This is a genomic window from Pseudomonas sp. 43A (assembly GCF_013363935.1).
GTDB lineage: Bacteria > Pseudomonadota > Gammaproteobacteria > Pseudomonadales > Pseudomonadaceae > Aquipseudomonas > Aquipseudomonas crudilactis.
Genome location: NZ_CP054880.1, coordinates 2,888,507 through 2,909,570 on the forward strand (window position 1 = coordinate 2,888,507; position 21,064 = coordinate 2,909,570).

General features: G+C 58.2%; 11 protein-coding genes. 7 read left to right on the forward strand and 4 right to left on the reverse strand.

Annotation, left to right across the window (positions count from 1 at the left end):
- Window positions 1-2: 2 nt before the first annotated feature.
- The 7 genes from HUW52_RS12890 to HUW52_RS12920 all read left to right on the forward strand — a co-directional run bounded on the left by HUW52_RS12890 (window position 3) and on the right by HUW52_RS12920 (window position 6,982).
- A complete protein-coding gene (locus HUW52_RS12890) occupies window positions 3-1,190 on the forward strand; it encodes an efflux RND transporter periplasmic adaptor subunit (RefSeq protein ID WP_175553841.1) in 1,188 nt (395 codons plus the stop codon).
- Between the two features lie 14 nt (window positions 1,191-1,204).
- Window positions 1,205-4,354 carry a CusA/CzcA family heavy metal efflux RND transporter gene (locus HUW52_RS12895; RefSeq protein WP_175553842.1) on the forward strand — a complete coding sequence of 1,050 codons (3,150 nt, stop codon included), beginning with the start codon at window positions 1,205-1,207 and terminating at the stop codon, window positions 4,352-4,354.
- Between the two features lie 224 nt (window positions 4,355-4,578).
- Entirely contained in the window at window positions 4,579-4,782 is a 204-nt protein-coding gene (locus HUW52_RS12900; RefSeq protein ID WP_175553843.1) for a co-regulatory protein PtrA N-terminal domain-containing protein, read from the forward strand.
- A gap of 78 nt (window positions 4,783-4,860) precedes the next feature.
- Window positions 4,861-5,193, forward strand: a complete 333-nt coding sequence (locus HUW52_RS12905; protein ID WP_175553844.1) for a DUF2790 domain-containing protein — start codon at window positions 4,861-4,863, stop codon at window positions 5,191-5,193.
- A 349-nt stretch (window positions 5,194-5,542) separates the two neighbouring features.
- Window positions 5,543-5,923 (forward strand): DUF6124 family protein, encoded by a 381-nt coding sequence (locus HUW52_RS12910; RefSeq protein ID WP_175553845.1) that lies wholly within the window; start codon window positions 5,543-5,545, stop codon window positions 5,921-5,923.
- A gap of 289 nt (window positions 5,924-6,212) precedes the next feature.
- A complete protein-coding gene (locus tag HUW52_RS12915) occupies window positions 6,213-6,503 on the forward strand; it encodes a DUF1778 domain-containing protein (RefSeq protein WP_127928950.1) in 291 nt (96 codons plus the stop codon).
- A complete protein-coding gene (locus tag HUW52_RS12920) occupies window positions 6,461-6,982 on the forward strand; it encodes a hypothetical protein (protein WP_175553846.1) in 522 nt (173 codons plus the stop codon). The genes HUW52_RS12915 and HUW52_RS12920 overlap by 43 nt, the downstream gene beginning before the upstream one ends.
- Window positions 6,983-7,139: 157 nt before the next feature.
- Here HUW52_RS12920 and HUW52_RS12925 read toward each other — a convergent pair whose 3' ends face one another.
- The 4 genes from HUW52_RS12925 to HUW52_RS12940 all read right to left on the reverse strand — a co-directional run bounded on the left by HUW52_RS12925 (window position 7,140) and on the right by HUW52_RS12940 (window position 21,062).
- Entirely contained in the window at window positions 7,140-8,465 is a 1,326-nt protein-coding gene (locus tag HUW52_RS12925) for an OprD family porin (RefSeq protein WP_175553847.1), read from the reverse strand.
- Window positions 8,466-8,731: 266 nt separating this feature from the next.
- Entirely contained in the window at window positions 8,732-11,587 is a 2,856-nt protein-coding gene (locus HUW52_RS12930) for an RHS repeat-associated core domain-containing protein (protein WP_256668253.1), read from the reverse strand.
- On the reverse strand, window positions 11,584-16,215 hold the full coding sequence (locus HUW52_RS12935) for a SpvB/TcaC N-terminal domain-containing protein (protein WP_175553848.1): 4,632 nt from the start codon (window positions 16,213-16,215) through the stop codon (window positions 11,584-11,586). The genes HUW52_RS12930 and HUW52_RS12935 overlap by 4 nt, the downstream gene beginning before the upstream one ends.
- Entirely contained in the window at window positions 16,212-21,062 is a 4,851-nt protein-coding gene (locus HUW52_RS12940) for a neuraminidase-like domain-containing protein (RefSeq protein WP_175553849.1), read from the reverse strand. Before HUW52_RS12940 ends, HUW52_RS12935 begins: the two co-directional genes overlap by 4 nt.
- Window positions 21,063-21,064 lie beyond the last annotated feature (2 nt).

Below are 21,064 nucleotides of genomic sequence, written 5' to 3' on the forward strand. Positions count from 1 at the left end.
TCATGGATAAAAAACTGATGGTGGTCGCGGTGGCGACATTGGCACTGGGCATTGGTATCGGCTCGCAGTGGGCGGGTAACGCAAGCATCGACGCCCATGCCGATGAGGCCGCTGAACACGCCGATCACGCGCAAGAAGGTGCAGCGGCTGAGCATGCCGAAGAGGGGCACATCGAGTTAAGCGCCGAGCAGATCACCGCTGCCGGCATTCAACTCACCGAAGCAAAGCCGCAAAACATCAGCCTCGGCCTGCCGTTCCCCGGCGAAGTGCGCTTCGACGAAGACCGCACCGCTCACGTGGTGCCGCGCGTCCCGGGTGTGGTCGAGTCGGTGGCAGTCAACCTCGGGCAGACAGTGAAGAAGGGCCAGTTGCTGGCGGTGATCGCCAGTCAGCAAATCTCTGATCAGCGCAGCGAGCAAGCCGCCGCGCAACGTCGTTTGGCCTTGGCGCGCACCACTTATGAACGGGAGAAAAAACTCTGGCAGGACAAGATCTCCGCCGAGCAGGATTTCCTCCAGGCGCGTCAGGCTTTGCAAGAGGCGGAAATCGCCGTGAGCAATGCCCGGCAGAAAATTAGCGCGCTCAGCGGCAGCGTGGTTGCTACCGGCGGCAATCGCTATGAATTGCGCGCGCCGTTCGATGGTGTGGTGGTGGAAAAACACCTGACGCCGGGCGAGGTGGTCGATGAAACCACGGCGGCGTTCACCCTCTCGGATTTGTCGCGAGTGTGGGTGACGTTCGGTGTGTCGCCGAAGGACTTGAACAAGGTGCAAGTGGGTAAAACGGTCACTGTCAGCGCGCCCGAACTGAACGCTGAAGTGGTCGGCAGCGTGGCTTATGTCGGCAGCTTGCTCGGCGAACAAACCCGCACTGCGACCGTTCGCGTCACCCTGGAAAACCCGCAAGGCTCATGGCGCCCCGGTCTGTTTGTCACCGCGTTGGTGGCGACCGACAGCCGTGAAGCGAAAGTCGCCGTGCCGGAAACCGCGATCCAGACCGTCGAGGACAAACCCACGGTGTTCGTGCGCACCGACGACGGTTTCGAAGCGCGCCCGGTTGAGCTGGGCAGTCGCGCAGCCGGTCACGTGGAAATCATCCAGGGCCTGGAACCGGGCGTGCAAGTCGCCAGCGCCGGCAGTTTCGTCCTCAAATCGGAACTGGGCAAAGCCTCAGCCGAGCACAGCCACTGATCCGGAAGACTCCCATGTTCGAACGCCTGATCCAGTTTGCCATCGAGCAGCGCATCATCGTCCTGCTCGCCGTTCTGCTCATGGCCGGCCTCGGCATCGCCAGTTATCAAAAGCTGCCGATCGACGCCGTGCCCGACATTACCAACGTCCAGGTGCAGATCAACACCGGCGCCGCCGGGTTCTCGCCGCTGGAAACCGAGCAGCGCATCACCTTCCCGATTGAAACCGCGATGGCCGGTCTGCCGGCGCTGGAGCAGACCCGTTCGCTGTCGCGCTCGGGGCTGTCGCAAGTCACGGTGATCTTCAAGGACGGCACCGACCTGTTCTTCGCCCGCCAACTGGTCAACGAGCGTTTGCAGATCGCCAAGGAGCAATTGCCCGAAGGCGCGGAGGCGGTGATGGGGCCGATTTCCACCGGTCTCGGCGAGATCTTTTTGTGGACGGTCGAGGCGAAGGAGGGCGCACTCAAGGACGATGGCAGTGCGTACACACCGACCGATCTGCGGGTGATTCAGGACTGGATCATCAAGCCGCAATTGCGCAACGTACCCGGTGTCGCCGAGATCAACACCATCGGCGGCTTCGCCAAGGAATACCAGATTGCGCCGGACCCGAAACGCCTTGCCGCTTATAAGCTGACGCTGACCGATCTGGTCACCGCGCTGGAGCGCAACAATGCCAACGTCGGCGCCGGTTACAACGAGCGCAGCGGCGAGCAATTGCTGATCCGCGCGCCGGGGCAAGTGGCGAGCACCGAGGACATCGCCAACATTGTCATGGCCAATGTCGACGGCACACCGATCCGGGTGAAGAACGTCGCCACCGTGGAAATCGGTCGCGAATTGCGCAGCGGTGCGGCCACGGAAAACGGTCGCGAAGTGGTGCTCGGCACCGTGTTTATGCTGATCGGCGAGAACAGCCGCACGGTCTCCCAAGCAGTGGCCAGCAAGCTGGAGCAGATCAACAAGTCCTTACCGCAAGGCGTGATCGCGGTGCCGGTGTACGACCGTACGCACCTGGTCGACAAAGCCATCGCCACGGTGAAAAAGAACCTCATCGAAGGCGCGATTCTGGTGATCGCGATTCTGTTCCTGTTCCTCGGCAACATCCGCGCGGCACTGATTACCGCGATGGTGATTCCGCTGTCGATGCTGTTCACCTTCACCGGGATGTTCAGCAACAAGGTCAGCGCCAACCTGATGAGCCTCGGCGCGCTGGACTTCGGCATCATCGTCGACGGTGCGGTGGTGATTGTCGAAAACACCCTGCGCCGACTCGCCCATGCGCAGCAGCATCACGGACGTTTGTTGACCCGCGCCGAACGCTTCAAAGAAGTCTTTGCGGCGGCAAAAGAGGCGCGGCGACCGCTGATTTTCGGGCAGTTGATCATCATGGTGGTGTACCTGCCGATCTTCGCGCTCAGCGGCGTCGAAGGAAAAATGTTCCACCCGATGGCGTTCACCGTAGTGATTGCGTTGCTTGGTGCGATGCTGTTGTCGGTGACCTTTGTACCGGCGGCCATTGCTTTGTTCGTGACCGGCAAGGTCAAGGAAGAAGAGGGCGCGGTGATGCGCGGCGCGCGTCGTGTGTATGCGCCGGCGCTGGCGTGGGTGATGTCCAATCGCGCGGTGGCCGTGAGCGCGGCGTTGGGTGTGATCGTGCTCAGCGGCGTGCTCACCAGTCGCATGGGCAGCGAGTTTGTGCCAAGCCTCAGCGAAGGTGATTTTGCCCTGCAAGCGCTGCGCGTGCCGGGCACCAGCCTGACGCAATCGGTGGATATGCAGCAGCGACTGGAGACGTTGATTCTGGCGAAGGTGCCGGAAGTCGAGCGCGTGTTTGCCCGCACCGGTACCGCCGAAATCGCTTCCGATCCGATGCCGCCGAATATCTCCGACAGCTATGTGATGCTCAAGCCGAAAGAGCAGTGGCCGGATCCGGGCAAGTCCCGCGAAACTTTGATGGCCGAGCTGCAAGCCGCCGCCGCGACACTGCCGGGCAGCAACTATGAACTGTCGCAGCCGATTCAATTGCGCTTCAACGAACTGATTTCCGGCGTGCGCAGTGATGTCGCGGTGAAGGTGTTCGGCGATGACATGGGCGTGCTCAATGCCACGGCGGCGAAAATCGCCGCTGCCATGCAGAAGGTCAACGGCGCATCCGAAGTGAAGGTCGAGCAGACTACCGGGTTGCCGGTGCTGACCATCAACATCGATCGCGATAAAGCCGCGCGTTACGGACTCAACGTCGGTGATGTGCAGGACACCATTGCCGTTGCGGTCGGTGGTCGTCAGGCCGGGACGTTGTATGAGGGTGATCGGCGTTTCGATATGGTCGTGCGCCTGTCCGATGCCATGCGCAAGGACATCGACGGCTTGTCGGCGCTGCTGATTCCGGTGCCTGCGGTGAATGGCGCGGCCAATCAGATCGGTTTCATCGCGCTGCAAGACGTCGCCAGCCTCGATTTGGTGCTCGGGCCGAATCAGGTCAGCCGCGAGAACGGCAAGCGTCTGGTGATCGTCAGCGCCAACGTGCGCGGGCGTGATATCGGTTCATTCGTCAGCGAGGCCGGCGAAGTGATCGAACGTGACGTGCAGGTCCCTGCCGGTTACTGGACCAGTTGGGGCGGGCAGTTCGAGCAACTGCAATCGGCGGCCAAGCGCTTGCAGATCGTGGTGCCGGTGGCGCTGCTGCTGGTGTTCGGGTTGTTGTTCATGATGTTCAACAACCTGAAGGACGGCTTGCTGGTGTTTACCGGGATTCCGTTTGCCTTGACCGGTGGGGTCATGGCGCTGTGGCTGCGCGATATTCCGCTGTCGATTTCCGCTGGTGTCGGGTTTATCGCGTTGTCCGGTGTGGCGGTGTTGAACGGGTTGGTGATGATTGCGTTTATTCGTAATTTGCGCGAGGAGGGGCGGCCGCTTTCGGACGCGATCCATGAGGGTGCGTTGACGCGTTTGCGGCCGGTGTTGATGACAGCGCTGGTGGCGTCGCTGGGGTTTATTCCGATGGCGCTGGCGACCGGCACGGGTGCGGAGGTGCAGCGGCCACTGGCGACCGTGGTGATCGGCGGTATTTTGTCCTCCACGATCCTGACGCTGCTGATCTTGCCGGCGCTCTATCAACTCGCCCATCGCCGGGATGAGGACGCTGTTCCAATTCAATAGTTAATCCCCCTGTGGGAGCGAGCTTGCTCGCGAAGGCGTTGTGTCATTCGACTAATCAGTCGACTGATACGGCCTCTTCGCGAGCAAGCTCGCTCCCACAGTAGTTTTGCGGCCATCCAGACGATTGGGCAGGCACATAACGGATATGTAATTTCCCCGCCACCGTCACGAAAGGTGCGCCTTGTTACTTTGATCCCGTCAGTTACTTAAACGAGGAATCAAAGATGAAACTTACCCGACTCACGGCCTTCGCTGCCGCTCTGGCGATCTCTTCCGTGGCCCTGGCCGAAGGCGGCGGTGACCGCACATTCGAGCGGATGATGAGCAGCAACGACCGCTCCATGGAGTTGTTCGTCGCCAAGGAAAAAGCCGCCGGCAACCCGGTTGTCGTCACTGACAAGAAAGACGACAAGACCCGCGACCTGTAAGCCTGCTGCCTTTATAGAAGCCCGATATCGCGCATCGATGCCGGGCTTTTTTTACGCCCGGACGGGAAGGAAATGGACATGAAAGTACTCAAGTTGATCGCATTCGCCGCGGTCATGGCGATGTCGGTGAATGTGCTGGCCGAAGGCGGTGGTGACCGCACCTTTGAACGCGCGTTCAGCGCCAACGGCAAAGCCATGGAACAGTACGCCGCCAACCAGGGCAAAGCGCCGCCGGTGGTGAAGGATTACGAATACGGAATGAAGCTGGACGTGGTCAAAGTGGTGAGCGTGGTGAAGCCACAGCCTGCGTGCAAAGTCGTGCCGACCGCCATGACTTATGAGGACTCCAAGGGGCAGCTCAACACCATCAAGTACAACGTGATGGGCGTGTGTCGGAACGGCGGGAGCTGATGGCGCACGTTGTGTATTTCAATTCGTGATGTTTAAAGGTTGTGTGGGAATTGCGGAACCTTCCCACAATGTTTTCAGGTTGTCCGTCGGACGTTGGCTCTCTAGTGTGTGTGGGTCGCTGCCAATTCAGCGATCGGGATTGGAACCCCGGGACCCAAGAAGCGCAAAAGTGGCTTTCATGACGTATGCTTGCGCACCTTCATGGTGTGCACTCTGTTATGGCGGCTGTGCGCGGGAGACTTCGAGTCTGCCGGGTTTTCTCTGGTCCCCGGGTTCCAACCTGCGTACAGCTGCCACCCCTCGCGTGGAACCGAAAGGGCCAGCTCCACCGCAAGACTGGAGATACACCATGAAAAAGCCAACCCCTAATCCCCCCGAAACAGACGCCATCCCCGACGCCAACTCAACATCCCCCTACGTTTCCATTGAGACTAGAAAACTCCACGAAGCCGCCGACCGCGCCCTCGATTTCTACCTCAAACCCTCAGCCGCCATCATGTCCGCGCCATACATCCCCAACCAGATGTTCCTGGTCAATCCCAAAGCCGACACCGAATCATTACTGGCCAACGCCAGCGAATCGCTGTCGTCGGCCACAGTGATGCTCGGCGACTTCGCGGCGATGCTGGAAGGCACCCACCGCAAGACGCTGTTGGGGATTGCGCAGGTCGTCATGCTTGGCGAGCTGGCGGTGAACAAAGCGCTGGATAACGTGGAGGTCACGACGTAGGCGAAGGTCCTTTGGCGAGGATCTTTTTCTCGTAATAGGTAAACAAAACGACCGTGTATCTGAAAGCTATACGCGTATATGCATTGGCTACACGGTCGGTATAGAATCGACTCCGAAGCCGCTCTCATGGTTTCGCACCTCAAACGTTAGATCTCACGTTAAGAGCATGGCCTAAACCTCTCCGGGCCACTCAAGGAGTCAGAAAATGAAAAATAAACAAAATCTGATGTGCTAACGCCATAAGGAGGCTCCAGTTCCAGCATCACCTACCCAGATGGGAAACAGAACAATGTCCACAACTGAAAGTGTTGAAAAATCCAAACCCGTTCCAATCAACATGAGAGCGGACGAAAAGAAACGTAATCTGATCGATCTGGCGGCTGCCATGTCTGGTCGTGATCGCACAAGTTTTATCCTGGAAGCTGCCTGCCAAAAAGCTGAAGAGGTGATTCTGGATAAACGACTGTTCCTTCTCGACGACGGCGCATTTGACGCATTCGAACAGGCTATTGAAGCCAATCCGGCTCGAGGTAACGAATGCCTGCACCAACTGCTCGCACGTCCAAAACGTTGGAGTTGACCGCCCCCGAGAAGCTGAACGACCGACACGAACTCGATGCCTTCGATTCTGGTGAGGTGACCATTGACCAATACCTGCTGAGGAGGGCGCGAAAAGCCCAATCCACCAAGCAGGCTGTTGTTTACGTCAGCTGCCTCAAAGGCACGTCGAATCTGATGGCCTACTACACGCTTTCCAGCGGATCAGTCGCCCGTGCCAGCGTCATGCCGAAAAGCCGTCAACGCAACTCGCCCAGTGTCCATCCGGTCACTCTATTGGGGCGTATGGGGGTAACGCGCGAAGCTCAGGGCCAAGGTTTCGCTGTCGATTTACTGCAAGATGCGATTGAAAGAGCCCTCAACGCGTCCCAGTCGATCGGATCCAGCGCAATAATTGTTCATCCCTTGAATGATCGGCTGTCGAGCTTTTATATCAAGTACGCGGGATTCATTCCGTGCCCCGACATTTCGCCTATAACCCTGATGCTGCCTTTACGCTAAAGCTTGGCTTAATCAGCTACCCGCTAGGTTGTCTCGATAGCGGGTTGATTATGTCGCGACCGCAGAGCAAAAAAAGCGCCCCGAAGGACGCCAAAAGATTCACCTCTTACCAAAGGAGCAAGGAGCTTCTAAAGGTGAATTTGCATCAACCGCGCAATCAAAGAATCGCCAGCGGATACTCGACAATCACCCGCACTTCATCCAGATCCGACTCGAACGCCGTGGCGCGGGTGGTGGCCTGGCGCAAGCGCAGTGACAGGTCTTTCATCGAACCGCTCTGAACCACGTATTTGACTTCCACATCGCGCTCCCAACGCTTCTGATCAGTCAGCGGATTACCCTCGGCATCACGGCGCATGTACACGGCGTTGGCGTTGGAATAATCAGCGTCGGTGCCACGCGCGTAGCGAGTCATGAACGACAAACCCGGCACGCCGTAAGTGCTCATGTCGAGGTCATAACGCACCATCCACGAACGCTCTTTCGGCGAGTTGAAATCGCTGTACTGAATCGAGTTGTCGAGGAAGATCGAGTCGGACTGGCGCAGGTAATCGAAGTCGTCATTGCCGTTGTTGCGCTGGTGGGAGAGGGCGACGGAGTGGGCGCCGAGTTTTACGCCAACGCGGCCGCTCCAGATGTTGTTGTCGAACTCGCCGAGCAGTTGTTTGCCTTCATCGACGGCCTTGTAATAGTTCAGCCCACCGAACAGCGACAGATCATCGGACAGCGGATAGGTCCAGGCGGTACCGGCGTAATACTGATTCCACGCATCCTTGAGACGGCTGGAATACAAGCTGAAACTGAGGTTTTTGTTCAGCACGTAATCGCCGCCGCCATACGCGATCCACGGCGAATTGACCGGGCCTGCGTAGAAGGTCGCGAAGTTCTCGCGCATGTCGCTGGACACCGGTTGGCTCATTGCATGCAACCGGCCACCCTGCACCGACAGACCTTCGATGCTGGTGTTGGTCGCCGTCACGCCGCGAAAACTTTCCGGCAGCAAGCGCGAATCACCGGCCGCGACCATCGGGTTGGCCGGGAACACATCACCGACCCTGACCACCGTATCGAACGCCCGGATTTTCGCAGCGCCACCGACCTTGGTGTATTCGTCCCGCGCCTCGCCGTCACTGTTGACCGGCAACACATCAAACGAACTGCGCCCACCGTTGCGCCCGTCACCGGTATCGAGTTTCAGCCCGATCATCGCAAACGCATCGACACCGACGCCGACGGTGCCCTGGGTGAAACCGGATTCGAACTTGCTGATCACGGCATGCGCCCAGGCTTCGGAATAACCGTTGCCGGTGGGGCTGGACTGGCCATTGCGATGATCACGATTGAAGTAGAAATTGCGGTTTAGCACCGTCAGGCTGCTGCCTTCGACAAAGCCTTCGGGCTTGTCTTCTGCAAACACCACGGACGGCCCTGAGCCGACCACTACCGCTAAAGCGGCCATCGATATTTTTCTAGGGTTAACCATCAAACACTCCTTGGGTTCGGCAGAACGGGAACGTGCTTCGGCGTGGGTTTTGTTGTGCGACAGGCAAGGGCCCGCCGGCATTGGTCGCCGGGTCACATCGTTGCAAGCTGCGGATAACGCCAAGGTGATGAGGGAATTACAATTTCGTCATGTGCGTGAAGCGTCAGGGGCCGCGCACCTTTGTAGGAGTGAGCCTGCTCGCGATGGCGCAGTGGCAGCCACGGAAGATGCTGATTGTGTCGACGCTTTCGCGGTCAGTCTCGCTTTCAGGGGGATTTTTTCGAGAACGCAATGAAGCTGCCTGTCGATCGATTTGGATTGCCTGGGGCGCCCGCATCCATAAACAAGAAACCCGATCGGCTCAACACACCCAGCGCAGTGGAGTCCCCGCCGTCCAGATTAAACGACTCGCCTGGTACTTTATTCAAACGGTCGATTCTGGCCATGACGTCTGACCACTCTGGCATGGTGAATCCGGAAGAATCATCTTTGCGACGGGAGTCGCCGATTCCAATCACCAGTCGTGTGCGGTCTTTGACTTCGCTTTCTTTGTTCAGAAGGCTGATTGCCGAGCGATTGTTGGGTTGATCGGCGTGCCCAAGCTCACCTGGAAGATTGGCCTTTGCATTGAATTTGAATCTGGCCTCTTGAAGACGCATCTCGGTAAATTGCGCTTCACCGTTTTTGGCAAGCAAGGGGGCCGTCTGAATGAGCGAGCCATTGCTCATTTTCAAATCGACATACGCGTCAGCGTAGGCAGCAGGAAGGGGCAGTGATGGTCGGTATTGCCCATCGACGAAGCTGGTACCAATCGAAGCCCATTTAGGTGCTTGCCTGGAAGCTCGCTGCTGGAGATTGTAAAAACCGCCATTGAGGTAGGCGCTCCACCTGGCGTCCGCTTTGTTGATCGCCGCATTCAAATGGCTAGCTGATCCCGATTTCAGGCGCACAGGCTGGTCGCCACCAGCTATTTTGCCTTCGTAACTCGAATCGATCGAAAGATACATAAGTGTCCTCTTGCCGATGAATCTGCGAGATTGGTCAAATCCCCTCGCTTGGAAATAATCGGCGTCTCCCTCAAGAGAGACAGCGATAATGCCGGGAACCATTGTGACGATGTCTCGCTTCTCATTGACAACACTGTGGCGGAGTAACCGCCATAGATCTTGCGCTCTTTCTGAATTCAGTCCGTCAGGGTCAATATTCATGACCGGATTGCCGTCGACAAAGCGAAAGTAATTCAACCCGGCGGCGTCTGCGGCGGGATCAGGATTTAACCACCGCTGCAACCACGCCACGTAATACCTGAACCCATAGTAATAAAGCCCCGTCGCATCCCGCTCCTTGCCCGAATAGCGGAGGATTTTGTAACTCGCCTCGATCTCTTCGCGCCCGGCAAACCACGCGGTGGTGCCAAACGGGTGATAGCGCTCATGACTGATTACCAGGCCCTCCCTGTCGAGTTCCAGCGCGCACGAACCCAAATGGTCGCTGAGGCTGTAACGCAGTTGATCGTTGTTGATGTCGTTGGGCGGTTCGGATTCCCAGTGCAACACCTGCACACTGCTGCGCCCGGCCTGAACGCTGATGATCTGCAACGTTTCGCCCGTGCCGCTGTGGGTGCGGATTTGCAGGTTAGGCAGATAACGGGTTTCGGCGATCAGCGTCCGGGCATTGGTTTGCGTTTGCCGGATTTTGCGCAGGCGCATGCCGTCGGCGCCGTAGACGTAGCGCTCGCTGTCGTCAGCCGCGCCGTCACGCTCAACCGCTCTGACTTCGCGCAACTGGTTGCGCAGATCCCAGTGCAAAGATTGGCCGGGTTGCAGTGCGAGCAGATTGCCGTTGGCATCGAAGCCGTTGCGAAAATCTTCCTCGTCCGGCTCCACGTCATTCAACACGGGGAGACAGCGGTTGCTTTGGGCGGCGGCGAGCAGGCGATGGCCGTGTTTTTGCTCGCCTTCGTGAGTCAGTTCCAGGAGATTGCCAGCGCGATCATAGCGATAGGTCTGGGTGTACCGGGTGACTGCGGCCGGATCGTTGAAAGGCGACCATAGCGGGCCTTGATTGGCGCTGCCGGCCTCCCATCCGGTTGCCTTGATCAGTTGATAAAGGCTGTCATACCCATAGCGGTTGATCGGCTCGATGCGCTGGTTGGCGAAATAACGGATCGGCAGGGCGGCGTCTTCGATGCTGATGACATTGCCGACCGGGTCATAGGCATAGTGCACGTCTTGCAGGCGTTCGTCGTTGCGTCTGGCTTGCAGTCGGGTCAGGCGACTATCCTCGGGCGCATAGTGCAGTGCGGTGATGACGCCGTTGCCGGCGGTTTCCTGTTCGGTCTGGCCGTGGGCGTTGTACTGGATGGCGTGGACCAGAGTTTTCGGCAGGGTTTGTTTATCCAGTTGCAGGCGTACTTCGTGCAACTGTCCGGCGAGGTTTTGTGCGAAGAACTGGCGGTGACCTTTGGCATCAGTCTGTTCAATGGTTTCGCCCAGGGCATTGAACACCGAACGGCTTGTAGCCCCGGCGTCGGTTTCGAGCAATACGTCGCGGTCGGGCAGCGGTTCGGGCCAGTCGGGGGAATCGAGGGCGCGTAGAAAATGTCGAGTCTGCTGCATGACGCCACCGCTCAACCCGAACTGTTCGAACAACTGCGTGCCGGCCGGATCATCATGGCGAATCAGTTGCCCGCACTGGTTGCGCGTGGCAAATGCCGGCTCGCTGCTGCCATAACCATAACGTTCCGTGCACAACGGCTCGCCATCCACCGCCTGCTCGAAGAGCGCAAGCGGTCGTATCAGTTTGTCGTATTCCATCCGCCGCTCACTGCCTCGGCCATCCCGGTTCAGTACCGATTGATGCGCCTCACCCAACAGGCTGACACGCCATCCGGCATCGACGCTGCTGGTGCTCAACACCTGACCGGACAGCGAATAAAGCGTGGTGAGGTTGGCAGGCGTCAGCTGGCGTGGATCACGCTGTGCGCGCAACCGTCCGGCAGCGTCATGCAACTGACGGGTGATTCGAGCCTCGGTCTCGACAGCCTCGCGCCAGTACGCAACCTGCCGCACCGGCAGGCCACGGCCGTCGATGGCGGACAAGCGCGGGGTGTCAGTCGTCATGTTTGCGGGCTCTTCCACCAGTTGCTTCGTCGTTGTTCTGGCGGTGGCTCAAACAGGTCGTTTTCGTCGAACGCTACATTGCACCAGATCCAGTACCACACCTGGCGTCGCAACGGTTTGAGTTGCGGCGGATCGCCTTGCAGCATTTTTCTGGCCAGCACCGTTTCGCTCGGACGGCCCGCCGCGTCGTAGAACTGTTGATCGAAAATGGCATGCTGACGCATCGACCGATCATTGATGTAACGCGGCTGATCGGCAAAGTAGGGACGATAAATCCGTACTGTTTTGCCCTTGTTGTTGTATTCCACCGGTTCGCTGACGCGCCAGCGTCGCGGTACTTCGGACTCCTCCGGGGTGCCATCGGAGTTGAGGATCAGCTCACCGTTTGCATCGACCCGCCAGGATTTGCCCGGCTCGACTTCCTGTTTGGTTTGCAGTGTGCGGCCGAAGCCGTCCCAGCAGACGATGCTGATCCGTACTTGCATCGCTTCGTCGCCGGGATAGCGGTCGGCCAGCAGGGCCGCTGAAAACACCGGCTCACGCTGTGCCGCGTCGATCTGCTGTTTGAGCAGGGCCTCGTCAGGGGTAAGGTTTTCCAGCCCGGCCAGGTGCTGCCGCGCTCGGTCGCAGAGGTGCCCGTCGGGCAGCACAAACCCTTCGTCCCTGGCCCATGCCAGCCATGCCGGGGCGGGGGGCGAGGTGCGGGAAATCCGTCCCATCCAGCTGAACGGGTCGCTGAAACCGACGCTGGCAAAGTTGCCGATGGCTTTTTTCGGATCGGCAATGGCGATGGCCGGGTCGCGATCCGGTGGCGGGACGTAGGTGTCCAACCTGTCAAACCCCACGGGTTGCCCTAGCTCGGTACCTTGGAAACTGATCACCAGCGGCTCGCCGAAGGCGTTATACCGTGCCTCGTGGACATTACGATTGGCATCCTCGACGGCCGCCGGCAGGAAGGTCCGGTAATCGACCCCAAGGGTGCGTGTGGTGCAACCGTCGGGCAACGTCACGGCGGTGGTCAGGCAAGCGTAGGCGTCGTAGGTGATCTGTGTCTCGCCGTGACTGCGGGTTTCCCGGTACTTGCAGACGTTATAAAACCCGTCGAGCTGGTAGATGGGGAACCCTCGGTGTACCGACCACAGGTAGTTCTTCGCGTCGCCCGCGTCCTTAATCACTTGCCCGGCCGCCTCGGGCAAAAACAGCGCCATGATGTGGTAGCCCACCTCAGGCGATTCGAGTTTGTCTTTAAGGTTGAACGGCATGTTGCCATGCTCATCCTTGAGTTTGTCATAAGCGCTCAGGGCGACTTCATCCAGTTCCGCTATTTCGACATGAGCGGGCAGGCCTTCGAAGCTCGCCTGACCCGGAGCAAGTGGGGTTTCGCCGTCCTTGGGGTTCATGTAGTGCTGCAAGGACAGCCCTGTCAGCACCGATTGTGCTGCCCACTCGCCGTCGTCCTTGCTCTGTTCAAGGAAATGCGCGTAATTGATCGTGGCCGGGGTCAGTGCCTGCTTCGGCAGAACCAGGGCGTTGCTGCGAATCTGGAAGGGCAGGTTCAAACGCCACGCCTCGCGATCCGGCAAATGCAGCGGCAGGGTTTTGGTTTGCGTCAGGTACCAGTTTTGTTGTGCGTCGTCATGGGCGTCCCTCCACCAGGTCTTCTGATAATCGTCACTGAAGGGCGGCGTATCCTCGACGGTTTTGCGCCGTGCGTAATGCACAGTGAACTCATGGAGACACATGCCGAATTCGTCCCACTCAAGTTTGATCTGATGTTGGCATGACGGGTCGTCATCAATCGAGGGCTCGTACTGGTAGCTGATCGACTCAAGGTCCATCGGTTGCAGCACCGCGTAGCGCTGGTGTACCCCTTTGGGACGCAGCACCCGCACCTGTGCGCGATTTTCCTGTACGACGTAGGGCACGGCAGTTTTCGGGTCGTCGTCGGCTGCAAAGACTTCCGAACGCAGCACCCGGCCGCTCAGGGCGCGGGCTATTTCATGGGCCGTGTTTTCGTCCGGGTCGGTGAAGGGTTGCGTTGCCCGATCGTTGAAGTGGTAGTGGTGCAGCAGCGTGGGTTGCAAGTCCTCGGCCGAGGTATCGCGATCGTAATAGCCGTCCCTGGCAGGATCGATCGTGTCACCGGTGTGGAACCAGGTCTTGCTCAGGATCGGGGCGGTGAAACCGGCGGATGCACGCTCCGCCACGCTGGCTTCGGTATCGGTCTGTTGCAGCAAACGAAAGCCGCGAAACTCGCGCTCACGTCGGTCGTAATGGCCACCACGGTAGGTAAAACACTGTGTCAGTCGATTACCGGTGATGTCGTCGAACTGTGTTTGCCGACTGACCAGGTGCATGGCAAACGGTAGTCGGGACACCGGATTGTCTATGCCGATCGCGTGTTGCTCGCGTTTTTCATCCAGCCATTCCTGTGCCGAACTGCGATAGGTCACGCCGGTGCTGGCGCCCATGTTGTTGCAGGTGCGGCTGGCCAGATAGGGCTTGGCTTTGACAAAGTCATAGCGCCAGTGGCGTGGCGTCATGTGCGGCACCGTCAGGACGATGCTGGAACAACCCAGCCCTTGCAGGTCGGCGGTGCTGACCTGGCAGAGTCGGTCGTACTGCACGCCTTCGGGCCAGGGCAGATTGGTCGACGTCTGCTCGTAACGCTGGCCGCAACGGTTCATGAATATGCGCAGGCGGTCAGTTTCGAGGAAGATCAGATCGGCGGCCCCCGAGCCGTCAAGATCGGCCAGCAATACCTGGGCGGCGTTGAATTCGTGGGCGGCAAACGGCAGAGCACTCAGCACAAAGCCCTTGCCGAAACGCCCGCGTCCCAGGTTGGGCCAGCATTTGACTTCGTTGTGGCGGATGCGCACCAGATGTTGCTGGCCGCTGCCGAGCACATCGGCGAATGCCACCAGTTCGAGCGGGGTGTTGCTCAGCGTCGGCAGTTCATCGTCATCACCCTCGACGGTTTTTTTCTCATGAGGTACGTCGATACCATCGGCGAACCCTTGCGCGCGACGGTTGGCATACAAGCGCACGCTGCGGGTGCCGATCAGTGCCATGTCGCTCAGGCCGTCGCCCATCAGGTCGGTGATTTGCGCCATGGGATGCAGAAATTCATTGGGGAAGGCATCGAAGGGCACAAAATCAGACCAGTTGCGTTCTGGATCGAGGGTGAAGAAACCGCACACCCCCGGCATGGCGAGTACCCAGTCGAGCTTACCATCGCCGGTCAGGTCGGTGAGCGACTGGTGAAAGGGTTTGCTGCTATCGGCCACTGGAATGTGCTCCAGGCGTTTCCAGTCGCTGTAGCACACGTTGTCGCCACCGCTTTCGCAGCGCAGCGGCTCGCGGTAATACCAGGCTTGATCGTAACGGCACAGCACCCCCGGCATGCCTTCGCCGTACAGGTCGGCCAATTGATAACGCTGACCGTCGTTGAGCCCGGGCATGTCGGGGAATTGCGCCCAGCCCTGATCCTTCGAATCAAGGTCGAAGGCGTTATAGCTGAACTCCGTTGGCGGCCGGCTTTCCACCTGGCCCAGCGCGTCGTAGGCCTGAATATGGGCAGCGGTCAGGTGTTGGTAGCCCAATGGACTTGACCGGTGTTCCAGCAGCAGGCGCTGAACCAGAACCGGTTTATCGCCCAGTTCCTCGGGGAAGTCATGAAACATCAACACCTGCTTGCACAGGTGGCGGGTACCCAGCTCGAAACCGTAGCTGTAGATCCAGTACGTGTCGCTGCGACCCGGCCAGAGTTGTTGTTCATCGAAGGTAGGCACCTGTTCAAGATCGGTGCTGCGTTCGCCGTAATCGAACACCAGGTGAAAATGCCACTGTTGTGCTTTCCAGCTGTCGGCGTTCCACGCGTAAAGATGTGGGTGGGCCTTGGCGTTGCCATAACACACGCGTTTTATGTAGCGCTGGGCCCGGTAGTCGCGCAATTGCGGTGGCGCGGGTGAATCCGTGTCGGCCTTGTATTCGTAAACAATGTGCTCGCCGCGGGTGTTGAGGCTTTCCTCGATCAACCAGACGCCGACACGTTGCGGGTCGGCCGGATCGACCCGGCGCGAGCTTTCGCTTGTGCCATACACATGCAGGCTGCCGTCGGCGCCGTGGATCAGCCAGAATCCCGCGGCATCCGTCGCAGTGGACCAATGCTCGATCAAGGCGAACGCGCCCTCGACCCGTGGCCAGTGGCGCACCACCGTGTAGGTTTTTCCCAGCGGCTCGCCGTTGTAGGTGCTCGCGATGCGGGAAATCAAGGTGCCGTCGCTTTCACTGCGTTCGGGCATCCACACATCACCGCCAGGCCCCATGACTGGATCCGTGCCATCGTAGGCCGGGACACCTTTGGAGGTCTGCAGGGTGATGGCATCGACCATCATTTGCCAGCCGATCCCGAACGGGCTGTTGCCCACGTCGCTTTTGTAATTCAAGCCCAGCGATGGGGCAAAGCCGCGTCCGGGGGAAATCGGCAGCGGTAACTCCAGCGACGCTGCACCGTTGGTGCCGACGGCTCCCCAGCCCTTGCCGATGCTTTGGATGGCGCCGCCCATTTTCGGGAGCGCGGGGGTGTTGATTTGCATCGTCGACTGTTGCTGCTGTTGTTCGTTCATAGCGAACCGCCCTCGCGTCTGGCCGTGTAGCACACGTGCACGATGATGTCGGTGAGGGATTTGATCTGGGCCGGCCGATCCGCGAGGTTGGTGAGGGCCAGACTCCACCTTGAAATGGCCCCGGTGCATTCGAACGGCAGATAGCGCTCATCCTGAAAGTTAAGCTGGAACATGCCGTTGTCGTCGGTGCCGTGGGAGAGGGCGATCTGTTGGCTGACGCGCAGGTTTTCCTTGGCGGTGCCGGCGGTGGCGGCCATTTCGACCTTGCTGTAATTCTGCGTCAGCACGGCGCAGATATCTTTATAGGGCCCGATGCTGATCGGCAGGGTCACGCTGATGGTCTTGATCCGGCGCAAGTAGTGTTTTTGGTCCTTGTAGTCATCGTCGAACATTGGTTGCGTCAGTTCGAACTCACAGGTTCCGGTAGCCGTCAGGCTGAGCTTGATGGCGTCCCAGTCTTTATTGACGGTTGAGGCTGGATCCTTGGCCTTCAGGCCCTTGAGCGACACTGTTTTGCGGATTTCCAGGTCGCGCCTGTTGTTTTTCAGGTAATCGGCATGCATCCGTTGCAGGCTCATTTTCAGCTCTTCGCCGGCACCGAGACCGCGGTAGCTGGCGTTCCATGCACCGGGGCGGATAAAGGTTTGAGTGAAATCACCCATTTCGTACTGCCAGCAGGCTTCGGCTGCCTGACACAGCGATTGGGCGGTGGTGAAGGCCGTGTTGTAGAAACCGGCAAACTTGCTGTTGAGCCAGTCGTAGGTCTGGGACCGGCTGAAGCGGTTGCCACTGAGCAGGAAATCGTGGGTCGCCCGGGCCTGGTTCAGCGCGGTTTGCGCCTGGCGCAATTGCAGTTCGGTGGCCTTGTGTTGTTCTTCGTAAAGGGCGAGTTGCGCCTCGATTTGTTTGGCTTCGAGTTTTGCCTGCTCGTGGGCCTGGTTCCACTCCTGTTGACGGCGGCGGTATTGTTCGAGGCGATCCAAGACCTGGCCAGCGGTGGAATACATGTGAGCGTTTGCCTGTAGCCCGGCCATGACCGCCAAAGTCGGTGCTTCAATGCGTTGTCCACCCACAGCAAAGCCGACGATGTTGGGCGCAATTTTTTGCGCTTCGCCGACTCCCTGCATCACGTCGGCTCCGACTTGAGCCAGACCGCTTATCAAGTGAGCAGCTCCGGCGGCTATTTCCATGGGGCTGACACCGTCTTTCACCAATTTCTCGTAATACTTGACCCGGCCATCGATGACGGCCTTACTGGCATCAAGAGCTGCCTTGTTTTTTTCATCGATCTCCTTGGCCTGGGACTGAATATCCACAGCGATTTTCGCCAGGTTCCACGCCTGCTGTTGTTGCAGCTCCAGGTACTGCGCCGACTCTTTGCGCTCGATCAATGACAACAGCGTTGAGCCGAACTGGATCACGCTGTCCACGGCGTTCTGGGCAAGGGCGAACATGAACGTAAAGCGGTAATGCGGAATTTGCGGACTCAACAGGCCACTCAGCGCGGCGCCCGACAGCCCCTGGCCCCAGGCGGCGAGCAAGGCGCGCGGATCCAGCGGCGCGGCGAACAAGGGCAGGTTCAACGGATTGCCCGCCATGTCGAGGTTGTGGCGCAAGTTGTACAGCCGGCTATCGGCCCGATCCCAGCACCGGATCAAGTTTGGATTGAAAGGGCGGCGCAAATACGGGTTGTCGTCGCCGGACAGCGATGAGTCGTTTTGGCAGGGGCGCAGACACAGCAACGGTGCGGCTTCGGAGTCCGGCGTTTTGCCGATGCGCAACGGTGGCTGTGCCTGAAGCTGGCGTTGAGCACTGATCAATTGTTTTTCGAATTCGCGCAGGTCGTCATTCTTCGCCGAACTCAATTTGCCCAGTGCGGTGCAGATCCAGTCGTCGAACTGGCGAACGTCCGGGCGCGGTCCCAGCAAGTCGAGAATGCGCACATAACGCAACTTGGCTTCGGCCAGACCGTCCGGGGTCAGTTCCCGATAGGCCTGGTCTGCCCGATTGCTTTCGATATCGATATAGAGCGCGTACAACGCCTTGCGAAAGTGCACCGGATAACTCAGGGCAATCTGGTGTGGATCGTCCGGGTACAGAATGGCCTGGCTTGGATCGTGAGGGGTGGGCCATACCTCGTGCTCCAGTGGCACCGATTGCCAGTAACCGGAGTGGCCGGAGTCGCTGCTCTGGCGTGAAGGATCGAAGACAAACGACAGCCAGTGCGTGGCCTCGTCGTATTGTTGTTCTTCGTTCAAGCGGTGCGCGATCAACCATGGCAGGTACAGGAACAGTTCGAGGAAATACCGATAGTAGGCTCCCGCGAAATCCATCGATTGTGCGCCGAGGCCATCGGGGATGGGTGGTTCTGTTTGCTGCGTCTGGGTATCCCAGCTCAGCAGTGGTTCCATGCCTTCTTCGCCAAGTTTGATCAACTGGCGGGCGAACAGGGTATTCATTCGGATAGGCGCCCGAGCCGACGCGTGGGGTGGCGGTAATTCGCTGAGCGCTATACTTGAACCCGTGAAGTCAATGAATTGTGCTTTGCCCAAGGAAGTACTGTCCCCCAGGGTATTGATACTTGGAGCAATCTGTATTTCGTTTTCCGGTACTTCCGACCAGCCGACGGTTACCGCCTTCAGCGCACCTCCCAAAAGGGTGTTCATGATAGGGGTCTGTTGGTAGACCATCACGCCATAGATAAGAGGGATTTTCATCTTTTTCGGATCGGTGGGCCACTCGACTGGCCAACCTTCGGGCTGAAGAGTCGTCTGGTTGATATTGAACCGATACCAGGCTTTTGAGTCCTTGGGCAAGCTGTCGACGATCTGGAAGTTATTGAGCCTGCGCATTTTATCGGGTTTATCTGGAAACTTGTCGGATTCCACATTCAGAGGGTGTCCGAGGAAAAGTTGATAGCCCAATCTCTCAGTCCAATAACGAGATAAGTCTGGTCTGAGTGGCATCCAGGATCTTCCGACGCCCGAAGTGAAGCGCCAAAAGTCAGCAAATTTTATCTGAAAGGGATTATCCCGAAGTAAAGAAAGTATGAATGAGGAGGCGAGTTTTCCCGCGAGAGATGCCGTCTCCCCGTTCATAATTGGAGGAATAGAGAATTGCGTTCGGCTAGTGGACTCGGGATCGCAAATGAGACTTCTGATGTCATCTGGAGAACCTCTGAAACAATAAACTGTATCCGGGCTCTCCATAAAGCCGCTGTAGGATTCTATGGTTGAGCCCGCCAGCAATGTCAGCCACTTGCTTTGCTGGTTCGGCTGACTGAACACTAGATTCAATTTAACGGCGGCAGCGCCGAGTCTGTCGAAGACGGTGAAACGAATAGTCTGGAGGTCATCAAATCCCTCGTTAAGCGTAACGCCAAACTTGATCTCGGAAGTGGTTCGATCATAGATAAGATCAATGTCTCTCTCGCCGCTCTTGATTCGTGATTGCAAATCGTTAAAGTTCCAAGTTTCCTTCTCTATCTCAGGCGCTGAGTAGTCTACCGCGCCAAATACAAGTTGGGCTGTTGGAAGCCAGTATTGAAAACGGCCTTCGCCGATGTTGGCGAAGATGTACCCGATCAACAATACATGACCTCTACGCTGTTCGTCGGACTCGGGTGATGGCGCCGTCGCTCCTGATTTCTCATTGGGTACAACGCCCAGAGATGGGAACAATGACGTCACATTAAAGTTTTTGTCGACTTGTACCGTCCTTAGAAAATCGTACTTGTCTTTATCGCCGGTTATATCTGGCGGAGTGGACGGATCAGGAATGTAATTAGAGTAGAGAGCCAGAAACATGGATTCCGGCGATGTCGAATGGTCCCACACCGCAATGGTCTGAGTCTCCCGTTGAATCACTTCCAGTGGTTTTGCAATCAGCGCAGGCGTCTGGCAATAATTTTCGATATAGACCCGGGGCGTGCTCCAGTTGTCATCGTATTTCTTGTAGCTGGCGTATAACCGGAACCGCGGATACAGAATGACGGTATCAGCTCTTGTTTCGTCCTTGATTGCATCCATGTCCTGAAGCTCGACCTCGGCCCAGATCACGAACAAACGGTTATTGAACCAGCAGGGGCGGATGGTGTGTTCCAGGGCTTTTTCCGAAATTGGCACATTGGCTTTTTGCCAGTCGGTCCAGGCGTTGGGCAGGGGCTTGTCATATTTGGCAGGCGTAGTGGCCAGTGTCGCTTCGGGGTTCTTCACCGGCCGTTGGCTCATATCCAGCGAGCGCCAGTAGTACGCGTTTTCCGCCGGGGATTTACCAATGAAGTAATAGGTGCTGTTGGCGAAGTCCTCGCCATGAATGTAGCCGTTGCAGACCTTCAAATTGGCGACTTCTTCAAAGCGACCCAAGTACGCCAGTACCGCCGCCTGTACGGTGTCGGGTTGAATCTGCGCCTGGTTGAGGTCGTTTTCGAACTGCTCGAAACTGGCGGTCTTGGTCAACCGTAGCGTCGGGTCCAGATAGATGTCCGGAAAGTAGTGCAGTTGCTGGATCGCGGCCCAGATCGGGTAACGGTTCAGGCCGCCGTGCCAGGTTTTGATCTGTTCAGACGTCAGGCTGTCATTGCCGTAACCGGGTTCGATGTTCAGCATTATGCTGTTGGTATGTTGCTGCACACTGGCAATGGCGCAGGCTACTGGGCTGGTCGGCACATTCTGGCTGACCAGCACGTCCAGCAGCCAATATTCATAGAGGTCGTTGGCCGTCTTGATTTGCGCGGCGAGTCCCAGCTCGATCAGGTAGGGATCGTTGGGCACGGCTTCGTGCAGATAGAGTGCGAGCATCGCGTCACGCAATGACTCATTCAGGGGCGCGTCGAACGCAGTCGTCATGA